This is a genomic window from Curtobacterium sp. NPDC088465, from assembly GCF_044753165.1.
GTDB lineage: Bacteria > Actinomycetota > Actinomycetes > Actinomycetales > Microbacteriaceae > Curtobacterium.
The window spans coordinates 796,751-819,039 of record NZ_JBIVMR010000002.1 but is presented as its reverse complement, the minus strand read 5'-3'; the positions used below and the strand labels follow the sequence as shown (position 1 = coordinate 819,039).

The 22,289-nt window shown below is 71.1% G+C and carries 17 protein-coding genes; all 17 read left to right on the top strand.

What is annotated here, in order from left to right; translation table 11 throughout:
• The first annotated feature begins 14 nt into the window (after positions 1 to 14).
• The 17 genes from ACIP6W_RS11175 to dnaE all read left to right on the top strand — a co-directional run bounded on the left by ACIP6W_RS11175 (position 15) and on the right by dnaE (position 22,282).
• Complete coding sequence (locus ACIP6W_RS11175) at positions 15 to 1,784, top strand: penicillin-binding protein 2 (RefSeq protein ID WP_066653741.1); 1,770 nt, start codon at positions 15 to 17, stop codon at positions 1,782 to 1,784.
• A gap of 14 nt (positions 1,785 to 1,798) precedes the next feature.
• Entirely contained in the window at positions 1,799 to 3,424 is a 1,626-nt protein-coding gene (locus tag ACIP6W_RS11170) for a Mur ligase family protein (protein WP_066658047.1), read from the top strand.
• Positions 3,421 to 4,917, top strand: a complete 1,497-nt coding sequence (gene murF, locus ACIP6W_RS11165; RefSeq protein ID WP_311205286.1) for a UDP-N-acetylmuramoyl-tripeptide--D-alanyl-D-alanine ligase — start codon at positions 3,421 to 3,423, stop codon at positions 4,915 to 4,917. Before ACIP6W_RS11170 ends, murF begins: the two co-directional genes overlap by 4 nt.
• Positions 4,914 to 6,017, top strand: a complete 1,104-nt coding sequence (mraY, locus tag ACIP6W_RS11160) for a phospho-N-acetylmuramoyl-pentapeptide-transferase (protein ID WP_066653744.1) — start codon at positions 4,914 to 4,916, stop codon at positions 6,015 to 6,017. The genes murF and mraY overlap by 4 nt, the downstream gene beginning before the upstream one ends.
• Positions 6,007 to 7,536 (top strand): UDP-N-acetylmuramoyl-L-alanine--D-glutamate ligase, encoded by a 1,530-nt coding sequence (gene murD / locus ACIP6W_RS11155; protein WP_400429465.1) that lies wholly within the window; start codon positions 6,007 to 6,009, stop codon positions 7,534 to 7,536. The genes mraY and murD overlap by 11 nt, the downstream gene beginning before the upstream one ends.
• On the top strand, positions 7,505 to 8,809 hold the full coding sequence (gene ftsW, locus ACIP6W_RS11150; RefSeq protein ID WP_209683083.1) for a putative lipid II flippase FtsW: 1,305 nt from the start codon (positions 7,505 to 7,507) through the stop codon (positions 8,807 to 8,809). The genes murD and ftsW overlap by 32 nt, the downstream gene beginning before the upstream one ends.
• Positions 8,806 to 9,906, top strand: coding sequence for a UDP-N-acetylglucosamine--N-acetylmuramyl-(pentapeptide) pyrophosphoryl-undecaprenol N-acetylglucosamine transferase (locus ACIP6W_RS11145; RefSeq protein WP_209683081.1), 1,101 nt, complete (start codon positions 8,806 to 8,808; stop codon positions 9,904 to 9,906). The genes ftsW and ACIP6W_RS11145 overlap by 4 nt, the downstream gene beginning before the upstream one ends.
• Positions 9,903 to 11,330, top strand: a complete 1,428-nt coding sequence (gene murC / locus ACIP6W_RS11140) for a UDP-N-acetylmuramate--L-alanine ligase (protein ID WP_209683079.1) — start codon at positions 9,903 to 9,905, stop codon at positions 11,328 to 11,330. Before ACIP6W_RS11145 ends, murC begins: the two co-directional genes overlap by 4 nt.
• Entirely contained in the window at positions 11,327 to 12,709 is a 1,383-nt protein-coding gene (locus tag ACIP6W_RS11135; protein ID WP_400429460.1) for an FtsQ-type POTRA domain-containing protein, read from the top strand. Before murC ends, ACIP6W_RS11135 begins: the two co-directional genes overlap by 4 nt.
• Before the next feature lie 191 nt (positions 12,710 to 12,900).
• Complete coding sequence (ftsZ, locus tag ACIP6W_RS11130) at positions 12,901 to 14,064, top strand: cell division protein FtsZ (RefSeq protein ID WP_066653758.1); 1,164 nt, start codon at positions 12,901 to 12,903, stop codon at positions 14,062 to 14,064.
• A gap of 8 nt (positions 14,065 to 14,072) precedes the next feature.
• On the top strand, positions 14,073 to 14,792 hold the full coding sequence (locus tag ACIP6W_RS11125) for a YggS family pyridoxal phosphate-dependent enzyme (protein ID WP_400429456.1): 720 nt from the start codon (positions 14,073 to 14,075) through the stop codon (positions 14,790 to 14,792).
• 43 nt (positions 14,793 to 14,835) lie between these two features.
• The gene (locus ACIP6W_RS11120) at positions 14,836 to 15,426 is read left to right on the top strand and encodes a cell division protein SepF (protein ID WP_209683071.1); all 591 of its coding nucleotides are present in this window, start codon (positions 14,836 to 14,838) and stop codon (positions 15,424 to 15,426) included.
• Positions 15,427 to 15,499: 73 nt separating this feature from the next.
• Complete coding sequence (locus ACIP6W_RS11115; protein ID WP_235426555.1) at positions 15,500 to 15,796, top strand: YggT family protein; 297 nt, start codon at positions 15,500 to 15,502, stop codon at positions 15,794 to 15,796.
• A gap of 184 nt (positions 15,797 to 15,980) precedes the next feature.
• Positions 15,981 to 16,676 carry a DivIVA domain-containing protein gene (locus tag ACIP6W_RS11110; protein ID WP_400429453.1) on the top strand — a complete coding sequence of 232 codons (696 nt, stop codon included), beginning with the start codon at positions 15,981 to 15,983 and terminating at the stop codon, positions 16,674 to 16,676.
• Between the two features lie 2 nt (positions 16,677 to 16,678).
• Positions 16,679 to 17,347: a signal peptidase II gene (gene lspA / locus ACIP6W_RS11105; RefSeq protein ID WP_326496195.1), complete on the top strand. Its 669-nt coding sequence runs from the start codon at positions 16,679 to 16,681 to the stop codon at positions 17,345 to 17,347.
• Positions 17,344 to 18,273, top strand: a complete 930-nt coding sequence (locus tag ACIP6W_RS11100; protein WP_066653773.1) for an RluA family pseudouridine synthase — start codon at positions 17,344 to 17,346, stop codon at positions 18,271 to 18,273. Before lspA ends, ACIP6W_RS11100 begins: the two co-directional genes overlap by 4 nt.
• 526 nt (positions 18,274 to 18,799) lie before the next feature.
• A complete protein-coding gene (dnaE, locus tag ACIP6W_RS11095; protein WP_066658059.1) occupies positions 18,800 to 22,282 on the top strand; it encodes a DNA polymerase III subunit alpha in 3,483 nt (1,160 codons plus the stop codon).
• Positions 22,283 to 22,289 lie beyond the last annotated feature (7 nt).

Here is a 22,289-nt window from a genome sequence, read left to right as displayed (position 1 = left end):
AAGGACCGCACCGCGTGACGAAGACGATCCGCAACCCTCGACTGCGCTACAGCGTGGTGATCATCGCCGTGATCGCCCTCGTGGCGGTCTTCGTGATCCGACTGGTCGACATCCAGGTGGTGCAGGCAGCGGCGCTGAACGAGGCGTCGAAGGCGAAGCGGAGCATCCCGGTCACCATCTACGGCAACCGCGGTGCCATCGTCGACCGCAACGGCACCGAACTCGCGGAGAGCGTCAACCGCTACAACATCGTCACCTCGCCACGACTCGTCGCGGGCTTCGACGGCAAGCTCGGTGGCGAGCGCACGAAGAAGGTCTCGGTGGACGACGCCCTGCAGGCGTTGGCGAAGGCGTCCGGCGGTGACGTGCAGGCGATGCAGAAGGCGATCGCCGCCGACCCGAAGTCGGACTTCGCCTACCTGGTCAAGGGGCTCGACGTGAAGCACTACGAGGCGGTCGTCGCCCTCGGCATCCCGTGGGTCTACAAGGAGCAGCAGTCCGCCCGCGTCTACCCGATGGGTGCCACCGGCGGTGCGCTGACCGGGTTCATGGGCACCGACGGCGCCCAGGCCGGCCTCGAGTACTCGTACGACCAGTGCCTCGCGGGCAAGAACGGCTCGGAGACGTACGAGCGCGGCGAGGACGGCGTGCAGCTCCCCGGGAGCACCCGGACGACGGAGCAGGCCAAGGACGGCGGCACGCTCGAGACCACCATCGACAGCGACCTGCAGTACATGGCGCAGCAGACGATCGCGTCGGCGGCGCAGTCGCTGCAGGCGGAGTCCGCGACCGCGACCGTCGTGGACGTCAAGACCGGTGAGCTCCTCGCCGTCGCCGACTGGCCCACCGTGGACCCGAACGACGTCGACGCGACCACGGACAAGGGTGCGTACGGCTCGCGTGCGCTGACCTCGACCTACGAGCCCGGTTCGACCATCAAGGCGGCGATCGCGGCCGCGCTCATCGACCAGGGCAAGTCGAGCCCGACCGACCGAGCGGTGGTGCCGTACTCGCGGTCCTTCCCGTGGGGCGGCAAGATCCAGGACTCCGAGCTCCACCCGACCGAGAACCTGACGCTGACCGGCATCCTGCAGAACTCCTCGAACGTCGGCATCACCGAGCTCGGCGAGCGGCTGTCGACCCAGCAGCGGTACGACTACATGAAGAAGTTCGGCCTGTTCGAGCCCGAGTCGGCGATCCAGTACCCCGGCCAGCCGGGCATGCAGTACGGCGCGAGCCCGGACTGGGACCAGCAGACGAACATCAACTCGATGTTCGGGCAGGGCATCTCGACGACCGCCGTCCAGGTCGCGAGCGTGTTCCAGACCCTCGCCAACCAGGGTGTCCGGATCCCGCTCCACATGGTGAAGGGCTGCAAGACCTCGGACGGCAAGATGATCGACGCGCCCGACGTGGAGGGCACGCGCGTCGTGTCCGCTGCGGCAGCCGACCAGACCGTCAAGATGCTGCAGAGCGTGGTCACGGGCGGCACGCTCGTCGGGATGAAGCCGATCTCCGGCTACAACATCGCGGCGAAGACCGGTACCGCCGAGGTCGCCGAGGGCGGGAAGGGCTACGGCGGCCAGCGCATCACCTCGGTGGCCGGAATGGCACCCGCCGAGGACCCCCAGTATGTTGTCACGGTGACGTTCACGAAGCCGCAGACCAACAAGTGGTCCAGCGGAGCGGCTCCGGCGTTCCGCACTCTCATGTCCCAGGTGCTCGAGAAGTACCGAGTAGCCCCCTCCACGGCCGAGGCGCAGCTGTACCCGTCCACGTGGTGAGGAAGAAGGAGCACTTGTCCGCACGGATCCCCCCGGTCCTCCGACCCGAACACCCGACCCCGAGGAGCGTCGCCGAACTCGCGAACGCGTTCGGCATGCGCGTGGTCGGCTCCGTCGACGCCGTCGAGACGACGGGCGTCACGCTGAGCGCTGCCGAGGTGCAGCCGGGTGACCTGTTCGTCGGCGTGCACGGCGCGAACCGACACGGCGCCCAGTTCGCGACCGAGGCCGCCGAGCGCGGTGCCGTCGCGGTGCTGACCGACGCCGACGGCGTCGCACTCGCCGAGCCCTCCGGCCTGCCGGTGCTGGTGGTCGAGGACCCGCGCGCCGCGCTCGGCGACGTCTCGGCGTGGGTCTACCGCACCCACCCGGACGAGGCCACCGACCTGCCGCAGCTCTTCGCGACGACGGGCACGAACGGCAAGACCAGCACGTCGTACATCCTCGAGGGCATCCTCAAGCAGCTCGGCCTGGTCACCGGCCTCAGCTCGACCGCGGAGCGCCACATCGGCTCGCTCAGCGTGACGAGCCGCCTGACCACCCCCGAGGCGAGCGAGATGCACGCGCTCCTGGCCCGCATGCGCGAGTCCGAGGTCCGCGCCGTCGCCGTCGAGGTCAGCGCCCAGGCCCTGAGCCGCCATCGCGTCGACGGCATCGTGTTCGACGTCGCCGGGTTCACGAACCTGTCCCACGACCACCTCGACGACTACGCCGACATGGAGGAGTACTACCAGGCGAAGCTCCCGCTGTTCCAGCCCGAGCACGCCCGTCGCGGCGTCGTCTCGCTGGACACCGACTGGGGCCACCGCGTGGTGCAGGACTCCCGCATCCCCGTCACGACGATCACGGTGCACCCCGAGGTCGAGGCCGAGTGGCACGTCGACATCGTCGAGGCGCACGCCGCCTACACCGAGTTCCGCCTCACCGGGCCCGAGGGGCGTGAGCTCACGACCCGTGTGCCGCTCATCGGCTGGCACATGGCGGCCAACGCGGCGCTCGCGATCGTGATGCTCGTCGAGGGCGGGTTCGAGCTCGGCGCCATCGCGCACGCCCTCGGCTCGAACCACCGGCACTACGCGGACGAGACCGACGAGCAGCCGGTCAGCGCCATCGAGTGCTACCTGCCCGGTCGGACCGAGCGGGTGTCGGGGGACGCCGGCCCGAGCGTCTACGTCGACTTCGGTCACAGCGCCGACGCCTTCGAGAATACGCTGGCGGCCGTCCGGCAGTTCACGCCGGGCAGGGTCCTCATGCTCTTCGGCGCCGACGGCGACCGCGACACGACGAAGCGCGGCGACATGGCGCGCGTCGCCGCCGCGGGGAGCGACATCCTCGTCGTCACGGACCACCACCCTCGCTTCGAGGACGCCGCGTCCATCCGGAAGACCCTGGTCGACGCCGCGCGCGAGGCCTACCCGGACCACGAGACGTACGAGGTCAGCCCGCCGGAGGCGGCGATCCGCACGGCCGTGAGCCTGGTCGGCGACGGAGACTCGATCCTCTGGGCCGGCCCCGGCCACCAGGACTACCGCGACATCGCGGGCGTCCGGACGCCCTACTCGGCGCGTGACGAGGCCCGGCAGGCACTGCGCGAAGCCGGCTGGGAGCCGAACTCCGGCCCGGCGGAGGAGACCCGATGATCGCCCTGACCCTCGCCGAGATCGCCGCCGCGATCGGCGGCGAGCTCGTCAGCGGTGCCCCGGAGCAGGTCGTCGACGGCAGCGTCGAGACCGACTCGCGCCTCGTCGACACCGGCAGCGTGTTCTTCGCGCTGCTCGGGGAGGAGACCGACGGCCACCGCTTCGTGCCGAACGCGGTCGAGGCCGGTGCGGCCCTGGTCGTGACCGAGCGCGCCGTCGACCTGCCCGACGGCGCCGGCACCGCGCAGGTCGTCGTGTCCGACGGCTACGCCGCCCTCGCCGCCCTCGCGCACGAGGTCGTGGCGCGGGTCCGTGCCTCGAGCGCCCACCGCGTCGACGAGCAGGGACGGCCGGCGCCGCTGCGCGTCGTCGGCATCACCGGCTCGAACGGCAAGACGAGCACCAAGAACATGCTGCGCACGATCCTCGAGCAGCACGGTGCGACCGTGGCGCCGCAGGGATCGTTCAACAACCACGTCGGCGCCCCCGTCTCGATGCTCCGCATCACCCACGACACGCGGTTCCTCGTCGTGGAGATGGGTGCCAGCGGCAAGGGGCACATCGCCAAGCTCGTCGCGATCGCCGAGCCGGACGTCGGTGTCGTCCTGAAGGTCGGGCTCGCGCACGCCGGCGAGTTCGGCGGGATCGAGGCGACCCAGCGCGCGAAGTCGGAGATGGTCACCGACCTGCCCGCCACCGCGACCGCACTGCTCAACGTGGACGACGACCGCGTCGCGTCCATGCGTGCGCTCACCGACGCGACCGTCGTCGGCTTCGGCACGTCGGCCGGCGCGGACTACCGCGTCTCCGGCATCGAGACGGACCGCAGCGGTACGCGCTTCACGCTCACCGCGCCTCCCGTCCCGGCCGAGGCCGCCGCGGACCGTCCTGGAGGCACGTCCCCGGTCCCGCAGACCGTCGACGTCCGCCTCGCCATCCTCGGCGAGCACCACGCGATGAACGCGTCGGCCGCCCTCACCGTCGCCCACCTGTGGGGCGTCCCGCTCGCCGCCGGCGCCGAGGCGCTCGCGTCGATGACGCGGGCCGAGCGCTGGCGCATGGAGCTCCTCCAGGGCGGACCGGAGGGCGTGACCGTCATCAACGACGCCTACAACGCGTCGCCGGACTCGACGGCCGCCGCACTCCGCACCCTGGCGCAGGTCGTGCGTCCGGGGGAGCGCTCCGTCGCCGTGCTCGGCGAGATGGCGGAGCTCGGGGAGTTCTCGACGGAGGAGCACGACCGCATCGGTCGGCTCGTCGTCCGTCTCGGCATCGGACAGCTCGTGGTCGTCGGACCCGGCGCCGCGCCGATCCACCAGGCCGCCACCCTCGAGGGATCGTGGGACGGCGAGTCCGTGTACATCGAGGACGTCGACGCAGCCGTCCACGCCCTGCAGGAGATGGTCCGCCCCGGCGACGTCGTCCTCGTCAAGTCCTCGAAGTCCGCCGAACTGCGATTCCTCGGCGACCGCCTCGGAGGTGTCACCGAATGATCGCGCTCCTCGTCGCCGGCGCCGTGGCGCTGGTGTTCACACTGCTGCTCACACCGCTCTTCATCAAGCTGTTCCACCGCCTCGGCTGGGGACAGTTCATCCGTGACGACGGCCCGCAGTCGCACCACACGAAGCGCGGTACCGCCACCATGGGCGGCATCGTCCTGATCATCGGCGCGGTGCTCGGCTACTTCGTCGGACACCTGGTGGGCCGCGACTCGGTCACGCTGTCCGGTCTGCTCGTGCTCTTCCTCATGGTCGGGCTCGGGTTCGTCGGGTTCATCGACGACTTCCTCAAGGTCCGTCGGCAGCGGAGCCTCGGGCTCGGCGGCTGGGCGAAGGTCCTGGGGCAGGTCATCGTCGGCGTCGTGTTCGCGACGATCGCCCTCGTGGTGCCGACCGGCAACGGCAAGCCCCCGGCATCGACGATGATCTCCGCGATCCGCGACGTCCCGTGGTTGGACTTCATGGTCCTCGGAACCGTCATCGGGACGATCCTGTACCTCGCGTGGATCGTGCTGCTGACGGTGTCCACGTCGAACGGCGTGAACGTCGCCGACGGGCTGGACGGCCTCGCCACCGGCTCGAGCATCCTGGCGATCGGGTCGTACGTCATCATCGGGTTCTGGCAGTCGAACCAGATCTGCGGCGGCGTCCGACTCGACGAGAGCACCGCGCACGCCTGCTACAGCACGTCCGACCCGCTCGACCTCGCGGTCGTCGCGGCCGCGGTCTGCGGTGGCCTGATCGGGTTCCTCTGGTACAACACCTCGCCGGCGCAGATCTTCCTCGGTGACACCGGCTCGCTCGGCCTCGGCGGAGCGCTGGCCGGCCTGGCGATCCTCAGCCGCACCGAGCTGCTGCTGATCCTCATCGGTGGCCTGTTCTTCATCGTGACCGGCTCGGTCATCCTGCAGCGCGCCTACTTCAAGATCACCCACGGCAAGCGCATCTTCCGGATGAGCCCGCTGCACCACCACTTCGAGCTGAAGGGGTGGGCCGAGGTGACCGTCGTCGTCCGGTTCTGGATCATCGCGGGGCTCTGCGTCGCGGCCGGTGTCGGGCTCTTCTACCTGGAGTGGATCGCCCGTGTCGGCTGACGCCCGCCTCGAAGGACTCGACAGCTGGTACGCCGAGGGCTGGAAGGGGCTGCGGGTCGCCGTGCTCGGCCTCGGCTCGACCGGCTTCTCCGTCGCCGACACGCTCGTGGAGCTCGGCAGCGACCTGGTCGTCCTCGCGCCGGACGGACCGGCCGACACCGTGGAGCTGCTCGACGTGATCGGCGCCCGGTTCGAGCGCACGTCGCTCGACACCGTGCCGGCCGCCCTCGTGGCCCAGGCCCCGGACGTCGTCGTCGTGTCGCCCGGTCTGCCGCCGCACAACGCCACGGTCCGCTGGGCGGTCGAGCACAGCACCGTGTGGGGTGACATCGAGCTCGCCTGGCGCGTGCGCGACAAGGTCGTCCGTGGCCCGATCGCCGCACCGTGGGTGACCATCACGGGGACGAACGGCAAGACCACGACCACGCAGCTGACGACCGCGATGTTCGCGGCCGCCGGGCTCCGCGCGGTCGCCTGCGGGAACATCGGCGTACCGGTGCTCGACGTCGTCCGTGACCCGGAGGGCTTCGACGTGCTGGTCGTCGAGCTCTCGAGCCACCAGCTGCACTACATGCCCACCTCGGGCGACGGTGCCGTCGTCCCGCTCTCGAGCACCTGCCTCAACATCGCGGACGACCACCTCGAGTGGCACGGGTCCGCCGAGGCGTACCGCGCGGCGAAGGCCAAGGTCTACGAGCGCACCGTGACGGCCTGCGTCTACAACACCTCGGACGAGGCGACCCGTCGCATGGTCGAGGGCGCCGACGTGGTCGAGGGGTGCCGTGCCGTGGGCTTCACGCCCGGGGTCCCCGCGCCGGGCGACGTCGGGATCGTGGACGACGTGCTCTGCGACCGCGCCTTCACCGAGGACCGGCGCAACAGCGCGCTCGAGTTCGCCACCGTGGCGGACCTCGAGCAGGCCGGGCTCGCCAGTCCGCACATGACCATGAACGTCCTCGCCGCGGCCGCCCTCGCGCGTGCCGCCGCCGTCGAGCCCGCGCACATCCGCGCTGCCGTGCAGGGCTTCCGCGCCGACCACCACCGGACCGAGCACGTCGCGACGGCGGACGGCGTCGCCTGGGTCGACGACTCGAAGGCGACCAACCCGCACGCCGCCACGGCATCGCTGGCATCGTTCGAGACCGTCGTCTGGATCGTCGGCGGGCAGTTCAAGGGCGTCGACATCGACGGCCTCGTCGAGCGCTTCGGCCCCACGGCCCGAGCGGTCGTCGTCATCGGGACGGACCGCACACCGGTGCTCGAGGCATTCGCGCGACACGCGCCGACGGTCCCGGTCCTGCAGGTCGAGGCGACGGACACTGATCACGTCATGCCCGAGGCGGTCCGGCATGCCGCATCGGTCGCACGACCGGGCGACACGGTCCTCCTCGCCCCCGCGGCGGCGTCGTTCGACCAGTTCGGTTCGTACGCGGACCGGGGGCGCCGGTTCGCGGCGGCGGTCCACGAACACCTGGGAGGCACAGCCGATGGCGACCACGGATCTCCCGAGCGGCCGTAGCGGCGGCCGCACGACGGGCAGCACCGGACACACGGGAACCGCGTCCGCGGGCGGCGAGCACGCCGGTCCGCAGCGCCGTGCGCGGGGCGCCGTCGTCGCGGTCAAGAACGTCTTCGTCGCCGAGTCGAGCACCTTCTACACGATCCTGGGCGTCACGCTCTTCCTCGTCGTGTTCGGCGTCGTGATGGTGCTGTCGTCGTCGAGCGTCGAGCAGTACGCCGCCACCCACGACTTCTTCGGCGCAGCGTCCAAGCAGGGGCTGTACGCCGTGCTCGGCGTCCCGCTCATGCTCGTCGCGAGCCGCGTCCCCGCGCGTCTCTGGCGGAAGTGGGCGATGCGGATCCTCGCCGCGGCGCTGGTCCTGCAGCTGCTCGTCTACACGCCGCTCGGCATCGAGATCCAGGGCAACCGGAACTGGATCAAGCTCGGCTCGTTCAGCGCCCAGCCGTCCGAGGCCGTCAAGCTCGGCATCGCCCTGGCCGTCGGCGCGATCATCTACGTGAAGCGTGACCGGCTGCGGGAGTGGAAGGAACTGTTCGTGCCGGTCGGCATCGCGACGGTGCTGCCGCTCGGGATGGTGCTGCTCGGCGGTGACCAGGGAACCGCGATGATCATGCTGGTCCTGCTGCTCGGTGCGCTCTTCATCGGGGGCGCGCGGGCGAAGCACCTGCTCGTCATCCTCGGGGCGGTCGCCGTCGTGCTGCCGTTCGTCACGATGGCGTCGGCCTCGCGGCAGTACCGCATCAACGCGTGGCTCTCCGGCTGCACCGACTCGAACCAGTACCAGGACCTCTGCTGGCAGCCCGTGCACGGCATGTGGGCCCTGGCGTCCGGTGGCGTGTTCGGCGTCGGCCTGGGCAACTCGAAGGCGAAGTGGTCGTGGCTGCCCGAGGCGGACAACGACTACATCTTCGCGATCATCGGCGAGGAACTCGGGCTCATCGGCGCCGTGGTCGTGCTGGCGCTGTTCATCGTCCTCGCGGTCAGCATGATCAAGGTCATCCGCCAGTCGGACGACCCGTTCGTCCGGACGGTCACGGGCGCGATCCTCGCCTGGATCATCGGGCAGGCGCTCGTCAACATCGCGGTGGTGCTCGGCCTGCTGCCGGTCCTCGGCGTGCCGCTGCCGCTCATCTCGGCCGGTGGATCGGCCCTCATCATGACCCTCGTGGCGATCGGCGTCGTGCTGTCCTTCGCCCGCGAACTGCCCGGCAAGGGCCGGACCGCGGCACCGCGCGCCGGCTCCGCACCACAGAACGGAGTGCTCCGGTGAGCACCTACCTCTTCGCCGGCGGTGGCACCGCCGGACACGTCAACCCGCTGCTCGCGGTCGCCGACCGGCTGACCGAACAGGACCCGGACGCCCGCGTGCTCGTCCTCGGCACCGCCGAGGGGCTCGAGTCGCGACTCGTGCCGATGCGCGGTTACGAGCTGTTGACGATCCCGCGCCTGCCCTTCCCGCGCCGGCTCGACGCCCGGGCGCTCCGGTTCCCCGGCGGCTTCCTCGGTGCGGTCCGACGCACCGAGCGCTTCATCCGCGAGCACGACGTCGAGGTCGTCCTGGGCGTCGGCGGCTACGCGGCGGCGCCGGCGTACATCGCTGCGAAGCGGACCGGGACGCCGATCGTCGTGCACGAGCAGAACGCCAAGCCCGGGCTCGCGAACCGGCTCGCCGCCCTGCTGACCCGGCACGTGGGCCTGACGTTCTCGAACACCCACCTGCGCCACGGACGCGTGGTCGGGATGCCGCTCCGCAGGGAGGTCGAGACGCTCGACCGCCGTGCCGCGCGGGCCGAGGGCCTGGCCGAGTTCGGCCTCGACGCGGAGCGCCCGGTGCTGCTCGTCACGGGCGGCTCGTCCGGTGCGCGGAGCATCAACACGACGGTGAACCGCTCGGCGACGGCGATCGTCGACGCCGGGTGGCAGGTCCTGCACGTCGTCGGCGGCAAGTCCGACATCGGACCGAGCGACCTCGACGGCTACCACGTCCTGCCGTACTGCGACCGCATGGACCTGGCCTACGCCGCGTCCGACTTCGTCGTGTCCCGCTCGGGCGCCGGCATGGTGTGCGAGCTGACGGCCGTCGGGTTGCCGAGCGTGCTCGTGCCGTACCCGGTCGGCAACGGCGAGCAGCGGCACAACGCGGCGGACGTCGTCGGCGCCGGGGGAGCGGTGCTCGTCGACGACGCGGCGTTCACGGACGAGTGGGTGACGTTCCAGCTGCTGCCGATCCTGCGTGACCGTGCGCGGATCGCCGACATGGCCGTCCGAGCCGGCAGCGTCGGACACCGCGACGGGGCGGACCGGATGACGGCCCTCGTGCGCGAGGCCGCGCAGCGCACCAGCACCAGCACCACGGAGGAACGATGACCATCAAGCCGGACCTGACCCAGCCGATCCCGGACGACCTCGGCACGGTCCACTTCGTCGGCATCGGCGGCTCTGGGATGAGCGGCATCGCGCGGATGTTCCTGGCCGCCGGGCACCGGGTCACGGGCAGCGACTCCCGCGAGACCGCGACGACCGGCACGATGCGCGACCTCGGTGCCGAGGTGCACATCGGCCACGACGCCGCGAACCTCGCCGACGCCGACACCGTGGTGGTCACGAGCGCGCTGTGGCCGGACAACCCCGAGCTCCTCGAGGCGCAGCGTCGCGGGCTCCCGGTGCTGCACCGGTCCCAGGCCCTCGCCGCGCTGATCGCCGAGCACCGCCTCGTCGCGGTCGCGGGCGCGCACGGCAAGACCACCTCGACGGGCATGATCGTGACCGCCATGGTCGAGCTCGGTCTCGACCCGAGCTTCGTCAACGGCGGCGTCATCCAGTCGCTCGGCACGAGTTCGGCCCCCGGCGCCGGCGACCTCTTCGTCGTCGAGGCGGACGAGTCCGACGGGTCGTTCCTGCTCTACGACGTCGCGGTCGCGCTCATCACGAACGTGGACGCCGACCACCTCGACCACTACGGCAGCGAGCAGGCCTTCATCGACGCCTTCGTCGAGTTCGCCGCGAAGGCGAGCGAGCGCATCGTCGTGTCGAGCGACGACGCGGGCGCGAAGCGCGTCACCGAGGGCGTGCGGGCACGCGAGCACGCACCCGAGGTCGTCACCTTCGGCGAGGCCGCCGACGCCGACGTCCGCATCGAGCGCATCGTCGAGGCGGCGAGCGTCGAGGTCGACCTGCGCGCCGGCGGGGAACACCACCACATGACGCTCCGGGTGCCCGGCCGCCACAACGCCGTCAACGCGGTGGGCGCCTTCGCGGTGCTCACCGGGCTGGGTGTCGCGCCCGCCGACGCGATCCGGGGGATCGAGGCGTTCGGCGGCACCGAGCGTCGCTTCGAGCTGCACGGTGTCGAGCGCGGGGTCTCGGTGTACGACGACTACGCGCACCACCCCACGGAGGTCGCGGCCGCGCTCCGCGCTGCACGCAACGTCGTCGGCGACGGTCGGATCATCGCGATCCACCAGCCGCACCTGTACTCGCGCACGCGGCTCATGGCCGGCGACTTCGCCCGCGTCTACGAGGAGCTGGCTGACCACACGGTCGTGCTCGACGTCTACGGCGCCCGCGAGGACCCGGAGCCCGGCGTCACGGGTGCCCTCGTGCAGGAGCGCTTCGTGGACCAGTCCAGGGTCGAGTTCCTGCCGGACTGGGACGACGCCGCTGCCCGCGCGGCCGAGGTCGCCCGCGACGGTGACATCGTCATGACGCTCAGCTGCGGCGACGTCTACCGGATCATCCCGCAGGTGCTCGGCGCGCTGCGGCACGACGGCGACGGGGACCGCGCGCAGTGAAGCGTCCCGAGGGCTTCGACGGGCGTCCGGAGGAACCGGAGGCCCCGGCCGACGGTGCCCGCGCCCCGCGGCAGCGCCGTGGTCCCCTGACGTCGCGTCGACCGGCACGCGGCGCGGCGGCGGACGGCCGGGAGGCGCGACCCACCACCGCCCCGCCGGCCCCCGTCGACGAGCCGGTCGTCCCCACCGCCGCGCCAGGTCCCGACGAGCACCGCGCGACGCCGAGATCCTCGTCGAAGCCGCCGTCTGCGCAGGGGCAGCGCGAGCGTGCGGGCGCCCTCGCCGGCGCCGCCGGCCGCCGCCTCGGCGCCGGCTGGTCGACCGTGGCCGAGCGCCTGCGCGAGTACACCCCGGACGAGGAGCACTCGGGCAGGACGTCCGCCGGCGCCCGTGACGGCGGCGCCGCGTCGCGCCCCGGTGCGGACACCGCGCCCCGCGGTGCGGGCGCGACCACGGCCGACCCGACGACGGAGGAGCCGGCCCCGGACGACGCGACCGGTGCGGCCACCGTCACCGACGTGATCGACGCGCCCGGTGCTGCGCGCCCGGCGGCCGACGACGAGCACGGGTCCCCGATCGGTGCCGGCGTCCGCGCTGCCGAGACCGCGCGCGAGGCACGGGTGGCGAGACGTCGCCGTCGGCTGCTCGAGCGGGCCGAGGTCCGGCGTTTCACCCGGCGTGCACGACACCGCCGTGCTGCCTGGATCACCGCGGGCACCGTCGTGGTGGTCTTCGGCGCGTCGATCCTGGTCGCCGTCTACTCGCCGCTGATGGCCCTGCGCACGATCGAGGTCCGCGGCACCGAGCGCGTCGACGCGACCGCGCTCCGCCAGGCGCTCTCCGACCAGGTGGGCACCCCGCTGGCCCGCATCGACTTCGGCGAGGTCAAGCGCGACATCGCCGGCTTCCCGCTGATCGAGAGCTACGTCACCGAGGAGGTCCCGCCGCACACCCTCGTCGTGACCGTCACGGAGCGGACGCCCGTCGTCGCCGTCCGTTCGGGGGACTCGTTCGACCTGGTCGACCCGGCGGGCATCGTGGTGCAGTCGTCGCCGGACCGTCCGGAGGGCGTGCCGGTCGCCGACGTGCAGCGCGCCGAGCTCGGCTCGCCGGTGTTCCGGACGATGACCGAGGTCGTGCTGTCGCTGCCGTCGACGGTCCGTCGGCAGGTCACGGACGTCCGGGCGACCACCGCCGACGACGTCACGCTCACGCTCGACGACGGGTCGACCGTGGTCTGGGGCAGCCCGGACGCCTCCGACGCGAAGGCGTCGCTGCTCGCGGCCCTCGTCGCGGACCACGCGTCGCGCGATCCCGACACCGAGGTCGAGTTCGACGTCTCGGCACCGGACAACGGCATCGTCCGACCGGCGCAGTGACGAGCGGAGGGACCGACGACCACCGCCGAGCCGCTCGCGGCGGGAATCTCGGCGACGCGATCCGCGACACGCGGCGTGGCGGGGCGACAGCCCGCGGAGCGCACCCGTAGCGTCGTGGAAGCACCGCAACTACCAGCATTGCCCCTGAACTTCAAGTAGAGGTTGAGGGTTCAACCGGAGGCCCGACTGACGTGACCACGAACCACAACTACCTCGCCGTCATCAAGGTCGTCGGTGTCGGCGGCGGCGGCGTGAACGCCGTGAACCGCATGATCGAGCTGGGCCTCCGTGGGGTCGAGTTCATCGCGATCAACACCGACGCGCAGGCGCTGCTGCTCAGCGACGCCGACGTCAAGCTCGACGTCGGTCGTGAGATCACCCGGGGCCTCGGCGCCGGCGCGGACCCCGAGGTCGGCCGTCGTGCCGCCGAGGACCACGCCGAGGAGATCGAGGAGGCCCTCGCGGGCGCCGACATGGTCTTCGTCACCGCGGGTGAGGGCGGCGGTACCGGCACCGGCGGTGCGCCCGTCGTCGCACGGATCGCGAAGTCGATCGGTGCGCTCACCATCGGCGTCGTCACGAAGCCGTTCAGCTTCGAGGGCAAGCGTCGGCAGTCCCAGGCCGAGAACGGCGTCGCCGGACTCAAGGACGAGGTCGACACGCTCATCGTCGTGCCGAACGACCGCCTGCTCGAGATCAGCGACCGTGGCATCTCGATGGTCGAGGCCTTCGCGACCGCCGACCAGGTGCTGCTCGCGGGTGTCCAGGGCATCACCGACCTCATCACCACCCCTGGTCTCATCAACCTCGACTTCGCGGACGTCAAGAGCGTCATGCAGGGTGCCGGTTCGGCCCTCATGGGCATCGGCTCGTCCCGCGGGGCGGACCGTGCGATCAAGGCGGCCGAGCTCGCCGTCGCGTCGCCGCTGCTCGAGGCCTCGATCGACGGCGCGCACGGTGTGCTCCTGTCGATCCAGGGTGGGTCGAACCTCGGCATCTTCGAGATCAACGACGCCGCCCGCCTGGTGCAGGAGGCCGTCCACCCCGAGGCCAACATCATCTTCGGTGCCGTCATCGACGACACCCTCGGCGACGAGGTCCGCGTGACCGTCATCGCCGCGGGCTTCGACGGCGGCGAGCCGGGCGCGCAGCAGAAGGAGCGTCGCTCCAGCTGGGTCGAGGCGGACTCCGGCACGTCGTCCGCGGCGTCGTCGGCCGGCACCGGCGCGATCGAGGACACCGCGACCAGCGCGCCGTCCTGGTCGACGCAGGAGCACGAGGCGCCCGTGCGTCGTGCCGCCGACCCGGCGTTCGACGACGACGACGAGCTCGACGTCCCCGACTTCCTGAAGTAAGCCGACCCGTGGCAGGTGATGCGCGCCTCCGGACCGTCGACCGTGACGGACTGGAGGCGCGTCTCGCGTCCGTCCGCGCGTCCGTCGCCGACGCCGCCCGGTCCGCCGGGCGCTCGGCCGACGACCTCACGCTCGTCGTCGTGACGAAGTACCACCCGGCGTCGCTGGTCCGCGAGCTCGCCGCACTCGGGGTCACCGACGTGGGGGAGAACCGGCACCAGGAGGCGCAGGCCAAGGCCGCCGAGCTGGCCGACCTGGACCTGACGTGGCACTTCGTCGGGCAGCTGCAGTCGAAGAAGGCGCGGCAGGTGCGCCGCTACGCCGACGTCGTGCAGTCGCTCGACCGCGACTCCGTCGTCGATGCCTTCGCGCCGACCGAGACCGAGCCGGATCCCCGGGTGGTCGACGGTTTCGTGCAGGTCAACCTGACCGACGACCCCGATCGTGGTGGCGTCCAGCCGGACGCGGTCGAGGCGATGGTCGAACGGGTCCTGCGCACCGGCACGATCCGACTCCGCGGCGTGATGGCCGTCGCGCCCCTCGACGAGGATCCCCGACGGGCCTTCGCGCGGCTCCGCGACGTCTCCGACCGGGTCGCGGCGATCGCCCCCGACGCGACCGACATCTCGGCCGGCATGAGCGGGGACCACGCCGAGGCGATCGCGGAGGGCGCGACACACCTGCGGATCGGGACCGCAATCACGGGAAACCGGCCGGCCGCGCCCTAGCCTCGTTGCAGGGCACCCACGAGCACCGACCTCCGGAGGAACCATGGCGAACCCGCTCAAGAAGACGATGGTCTACCTCGGCCTCGCCGACGAGGAACTGTACGAGGACGAGCAGCAGCAGCAGCAGGCCGCGCCGACGCGCCAGGCCGCCGCCCCTGCCGCGGCTCCCGCTGCAGCTCCGGCCGCGCAGGCTCCGGCCGCCGCTGCGCCCGCAGCCGCTGCCCCGGCGGCAGCAGCTCCCGCAGCGGTCCCCGCCGAGCCCAAGACGCACACCCACCAGCGCGGCGCCCAGGTCACCCCGCTCCGCCGCTCGCACACGACCGCACAGAAGGCGACCCCGGTCCAGGAAATGAACGAGATCCTCACCGTCCACCCGCGCGAGTACAAGGACGCCCAGTCCATCGCCGAGAGCTTCCGCGACGGTATCCCCGTCATCATCAACCTCTCGCAGATGACCGAGTCGGACGCCCGCCGCATGATCGACTTCGCGTCGGGCCTGTCGCTCGGCCTGTACGGCAAGATCGAGCGCGTGACGAACAAGGTCTTCCTGCTGTCGCCGGCCCACGTCGCGGTGAGCGGTGAGCCCGCTGAGGTAGAGTCCGACATCGAGGCGTCCTTCTTCGCCCAGTCCTGAGCCGTACCCCGGTTCACCCCGCCCCGTGCGGTCGCCCTGACGGCGGACGCACCCGAGCCGAGCGAGCCCCATCGTGTCCGTGGTCTTCGGGATCCTCTCCTTCGCCCTCCTGCTCTACTTCTTCGTGATGTGGGGTCGGTTCGCGTTCGACATCGTCCAGGCGTACAACCGGTCCTGGCGTCCTCGTGGCGCCCTGCTCGTGGTCGCCGACGTGGTGTACACGCTGACCGATCCGCCCATCAGGTTCGTCCGACGCCTGCTCCCGCCGCTCCGGCTGGGGCCGGTGGCGCTCGACTTCGGGTGGACGATCGTCATGCTCGTCGTGATCATCCTCCGGGTGATCGTCGGCGGTCTCGCACGCGGGTTCTGAGCCCGCGCCCACCGCGACACGCGCCACGCCGCGGCGAACGTCGCGGTTCCCCTCCGGCCGCGGTGTACGGTGGTCGGGATCGATGTCCGCTCCGGCGGGCATCCGCACCGCTCGTGGTGGCTGGTAGATTCGGTCGCGACGCAAGTGGTTCCACACGTTCAGCAGTTCTATTGAGGTGACGGCAATGGCTTTGACGCCGGAAGACGTAGTCAACAAGCGGTTCCAGCCGACGAAGTTCCGCGAGGGCTACGACCAGGACGAGGTCGACGACTTCCTGGACGAGGTCGTCGTCGAGCTCCGCCGCCTGACGGCCGAGAACGACGAGCTCCGCCAGCGCCTGCAGGCCGCCGAGTCGGCGCCGAAGCCGGCCGCCGCCGAGCAGGCCGTCGAGCAGCAGCCCGAGTCGACCCCCGAGCCCGAGCCGGCCCCCGTCGCCGCTGCTCCGGAGCCCGCGCCGGTCGCCGCCGCTGCTCCGGCGCCGTCGACCGTCCCGGCCGACGAGGACACCGAGGGCACCACGAACCTCCTCACGCTCGCTCGTCGTCTGCACGAGGAGCACGTCCGCGAGGGCATCGAGAAGCGCGACGCGCTCATCGCCGAGGGCACCGCACAGGCAGCTCGCCTGGTCTCCGAGGCCGAGGCCAAGCAGCGCCAGATCATCGCCGACACCGAGAACACCAACCGCCAGCGCGTCGCCGTGCTCGAGGGAGAGCAGCGTCAGCTCGAGGGCAAGATCGACGAGCTCCGCACGTTCGAGCGCGACTACCGTGCGCAGCTCAAGAGCTACATCCAGGGTCAGCTCGCCGAGCTCGACGGGTCCGGCTCGCAGGAGTCCGGCCTCACCCCCGCGCCGGCATCGGCGCAGGGCTTCGGCAACTGACGTTGGTCCGACCAGCACCAACGGCGAAGGTCAGTGTCCGCGCGATCGCGGCACTGGCCTTCGCCGCTGTCGTCGTGGTGGCGCTCGACCAGGGCGTGAAGGCGCTCGTCGTCGCGCACCTGCCGTACGGACAGGTGGTCCCCGTCCTCGGTGACGCGCTCCAGCTGCTCTACGTCCGGAACCCCGGCGCCGCGTTCTCCTTCGCGGTCAACATGACCTGGGTGTTCTCGATCGTGTCGACCGCGGTCGTCGTCGGCATCATCGTGTTCGCCCGTCGCATCCGGTCCATGTGGTGGGCGATCGTGCTCGGCATGCTTCTCGGCGGGGCGCTCGGCAACCTGCTCGACCGGCTCTTCCGCGAACCGGGCTTCGGTCGCGGTCACGTGGTGGACTTCATCTCGACGCCGTGGATGATGCCGGCGATCTACAACATCGCCGACTCGTTCATCTGCGTGAGCATGGTCGTCTTCGTCCTGCTCGTCATCGTCGGCGTGAACCTCGACGGCACCCGTGCCCTCTCGGCGAAGCAGCAGCGCGCTGCGGACGCGGCGGCCCGCTCCTCGGTCGCCGACGGGGCGGAGCCGTCCCGCGCCTCCCGTCCGGTGGTTGCGGAGCCCGACCCGCGCGCGCCGCGCGACGGTCGTGACGTCCTCGGGCACGACGCGACGTGAGCGAGCAGCGTTCCCTGCCCGTGCCCGACGGCCTCGCCGGTGAGCGGGTCGACGCGGCCATCGCGAAGCTCCTCGGGTTCTCGCGCTCCTTCGCGGCCGAGGTCGTCGCGGCCGGCGGCGTCCGCGTGGACGGCGTCGAGGTCGGCAAGTCCGACCGGCTGCACGCCGACTCCTGGCTCGAGGTCGAGTGGTCCCCGAAGGAGCCCCCGCGCATCGTGCCGGTCGAGGTCCCGGGCATGCGGGTCGTGCACGACGACGAGGACATCGTCGTCGTCGACAAGCCGATCGGCGTCGCCGCGCACCCGTCGCCCGGGTGGGACGGGCCGACGGTGCCCGGCGGGCTCGCCGCGGCCGGCTTCACCATCGCGACGTCCGGCGCCGCCGAGCGCGCGGGGATCGTGCACCGGCTCGACGTCGGGACCTCGGGCCTGATGGTCGTCGCGAAGACGGAGCTCGCGTACACGCACCTCAAGCGGGCGTTCAAGGAGCGCACCGTCGAGAAGGTCTACCACGCGCTGGCGCAGGGGCACCCGGATCCGACCTCGGGGACCATCGACGCACCCATCGGACGGCACCCGTCGAGCGACTGGAAGTTCGCGGTCACGGCCGACGGCAAGCCGAGCGTGACGCACTACGAGACGCTCGAGGCCTTCCGGTCGGCGAGCCTGCTCGAGGTGCACCTGGAGACCGGGCGGACGCACCAGATCCGCGTGCACATGGCGGCGACGAAGCACCCGCTCGTCGGCGACACGATGTACGGCGCCGACCCGGTGCTGGCGTCCGAGCTCGGACTGACGCGGCAGTGGCTCGACGCGGTGCGGCTCGGGTTCGAGCACCCGCGGACGGGCGCGTGGGTGGAGTTCCGGGCCGAGTACCCGGACGACCTGCAGCAGGCGCTCGACCGCATCCGCGCCGCCTCGGCGTAGGCCGGCGGCGGCGCGGGCGGGCGCGCCGAGCGGGCGGCGGCTGCCGGCGGTTTCGTCCGGTCGCACAACACGCCGTCCGCAGTCGTCCTCGTCGCGCGACATGCCGTCCGGGGGAAGACCGAGCGGCAGGTCGTGCGACCTCGGCGGCGCCGCCGCTTCCGGGCCGTCGCGGCCCTCGCGCCCGTCGAGCGGCGCGTGCCGGAGGGGAGGCACGGGATGGTGCCGCCACGCGCCTCCCGTCCGTCACCGGGTCGCGTCCGTCGCGGTCTCCCGAGCGGGCGGCATCTGTCACGCTCGGCGGCACCAGCCGACGAGTTCGGTCCGCTCGGCGGAACACGCGCGGCGTGTCCTGCCCGCTCGGCGTGCGGCACCGCCGGACGCCGGTCGGCGGGCACGCCGGACACGCGGGGGACGTCGGTGCCGGCGGTTAGAGTTGTCCCGCCCCGCAGCAGTCCCCGTCGTAACCGGAGGTCCCGTGTCGGATTCCGACTCCTTCGTCCACCTGCACGTGCACAGCGAGTACTCGATGCTCGACGGTGCCGCCCGGCTGAGCGACCTGGTCGCCGAGACCGCCGCGCAGGGCATGCCGGCCGTCGCGGTCACCGACCACGGCAACATGTTCGGCGCGTTCGAGTTCTGGAAGGCCGCGAAGGCCGGTGGCGTCAAGCCGATCATCGGCACCGAGGCGTACATCACGCCGCGGACCCACCGGTCGGACAAGACCCGCATCCGCTGGGGTGACGGCGGCGGTGACGACGTGTCCGGTTCGGGTGCGTACACCCACATGACGATGTTCGCCGAGAACACGACGGGCATGCACAACCTGTTCCGCCTGTCGAGCCGGGCATCGATCGAGGGGTACTACTTCAAGCCCCGCATGGACATCGAGCTCCTCGACCAGTACCACGAGGGGATCATCGCGACGACGGGCTGCCCCTCGGGCGAGATCCAGACGCGCCTGCGCCTCGGGCAGTACGACGAGGCGCTCAAGGCGGCGGCGGACTACCGCGACATCTTCGGCAAGGACAACTACTTCGCCGAGATCATGGACCACGGCCTCGAGATCGAACGCCGGGTCATCGAGGACGTCGTCCGCATCTCGAAGGACCTCGGCATCCCGCTGGTCGGCACGAACGACCTGCACTACACGCACTCCCACGACGCGAAGTCGCACGCGGCGTTGCTCTGCGTGCAGTCCGGGTCGACGCTCAACGACCCGAACCGCTTCAAGTTCGACGCCGACGAGTTCTACCTCAAGACGCCGCAGCAGATGCGCCACGTCTTCCGCGACCACCCCGAGGCCTGCGACAACACCCTCCTCATCGCCGAGCGGTGCAACGTCGAGTTCGACACCGCCGCGAACTACATGCCGAAGTTCCCGGTGCCCGAGGGTGAGACCGAGCACTCCTGGTTCGAGAAGGAGGTCGCGAAGGGGCTGCAGTACCGGTACCCGGGCGGCATCTCGAAGGAGGTCCAGGACCGTGCCGACTACGAGGTCGGGATCATCAACCAGATGGGCTTCCCGGGCTACTTCCTGGTGGTCGCGGACTTCATCAACTGGTCGAAGAACAACGGCATCCGCGTCGGTCCGGGCCGAGGGTCCGGTGCCGGCTCGATGGTGGCGTACGCGATGCGCATCACCGACCTCGACCCGATCCGGCACGGCCTGATCTTCGAGCGCTTCCTCAACCCGGACCGCGTCTCCATGCCCGACTTCGACGTCGACTTCGACGACCGGCGCCGCGGTGAGGCGATCAAGTACGTCACCGAGAAGTACGGGTCCGAGCGCGTCGCGCAGATCGTCACCTACGGCACGATCAAGGCGAAGCAGGCGCTCAAGGACTCCTCGCGGGTCCTCGGCTTCCCGTTCGGCATGGGCGAGAAGCTCACCAAGGCGATGCCGCCGCCCGTGATGGGCAAGGACATCCCGCTCACCGGGATCTTCGACAAGGACCACCCGCGGTACAAGGAAGCGGTCGACGTCCGGACGGTCGTCGAGACCGACCCCGAGGCGAAGACCGTCTTCGACACGGCGCTCGGGCTCGAGGGCCTGAAGCGGCAGTGGGGCGTGCACGCAGCCGGTGTGATCATGTCGAGCGAACCGCTCATCGACATCATCCCGGTGATGAAGCGCGAGCAGGACGGCCAGATCGTCACGCAGTTCGACTACCCGGCAGCGGAGTCGCTCGGCCTGATCAAGATGGACTTCCTGGGCCTCCGGAACCTGACGATCATCAGCGACGCCCTCGACAACATCAAGACGAACCGTGGGATCGAGCTCGACCTCGAGACCATGGGCCTCGAGGACGACGCCGCGTACCAGCTCCTCCAGCGCGGCGACACCCTCGGCGTCTTCCAGCTCGACGGCGGCCCGATGCGCGGCCTGCTCCGGCTCATGAAGCCGGACAACTTCGAGGACATCTCCGCGCTCATCGCCCTGTACCGCCCCGGCCCCATGGGTGCGAACTCGCACACGAACTACGCGCTCCGCAAGAACGGCGAGCAACCGATCACGCCGATCCACCCGGAGCTCGAGGAGCCCCTGCAGGACATCATCGGCACGACCTACGGCCTGATCATCTACCAGGAGCAGGTCATGGCCATCGCGCAGAAGGTCGCGGGCTTCTCGCTCGGACAGGCGGACATCCTCCGCCGCGCGATGGGCAAGAAGAAGAAGTCCGAGCTGGACAAGCAGTACGCCGGCTTCGAGAAGGGCATGCAGGACAACGGCTACTCGGCCGCGGCGATCAAGACGCTGTGGGACATCCTGCTGCCGTTCTCCGACTACGCCTTCAACAAGGCGCACTCGGCGGCGTACGGCGTGGTGTCGTTCTGGACCGCCTACCTCAAGGCCCACTACCCGGCGGAGTACATGGCGGCGCTGCTGACCAGCGTCGGCGACGCCCGCGACAAGCTCGCGCTGTACCTGAACGAGTGCCGCCGCATGGGCATCCGGGTGATGCCGCCGGACGTCAACGAGTCGATCGGCTTCTTCGCCGCCGTCGGTGACGACATCCGCTTCGGCATGGGCGCCATCCGCAACGTCGGCTTCAACGTGGTCGACGACATCGTGAAGGCGCGCACCGAGAAGGGCGCGTTCGAGTCGTTCCACGACTTCCTGCGGAAGATCCCGATCTCGTCGGCCAACAAGCGGACGGTCGAGTCGCTCATCAAGGCGGGTGCCTTCGACGAGTTCGGTGACACCCGGCGTGCGCTCGTCGAGATCCACGAGGGCGCGGTCGAGGGCGCGGTGAAGGTCAAGCGCGACGAGGCCAACGGCAACATCGGTTTCGACTTCGACTCGCTCTTCGCCGAGGTGGCCGAGGAGACCCCCGCTGCAGCGCCGGTGTCCCAGGTGCCGGACCGCCCGGAGTGGGCGAAGCGCGACAAGCTCGCCTTCGAGCGGGACATGCTCGGGCTGTACGTGTCGGACCACCCGCTCGCCGGTCTCGAGATCGAGCTCGCGAAGCACCAGTCGATCACCATCGCCGACCTCATCGCCGCAGACGACGGCATCGAGGGCGAGACGGTCACGGTCGCCGGGCTCCTGACGAGCGTGCAGCACCGGGTCGCGAAGTCGAGCGGCAACCCGTACGGCATCGTCCAGATCGAGGACTTCGGCGGCGAGATCGGCGTCATGTTCCTCGGCAAGACGTACCAGGAGTTCGGTCCGTCCCTGGTGGCGGACTCGATCGTCGTCCTGCGCGGCCGGGTCAACGTGCGTGACGACGGCAAGGCGCTGCACGCCGTGAGCATGTTCCAGCCGAACGTCGGCGACGCGATGGGGTCCGGCCCGTTGACCCTGTCCCTGCCGGAACGCCGGGCGACGACCTCGACGGTGACCGAGCTGGCCGCGGTGCTCGGCCGGCACCAGGGGGAGACCGAGGTCCGCCTCAAGCTGCTCAAGGACGACGTCGCGCGGACCTTCGAGCTGCCGTTCCCGGTCAGCCTGACGCCCGACCTGTTCGGCGAGCTGAAGAGCCTGCTCGGACCGCGCTGCCTGGTCTGAGGCGGTC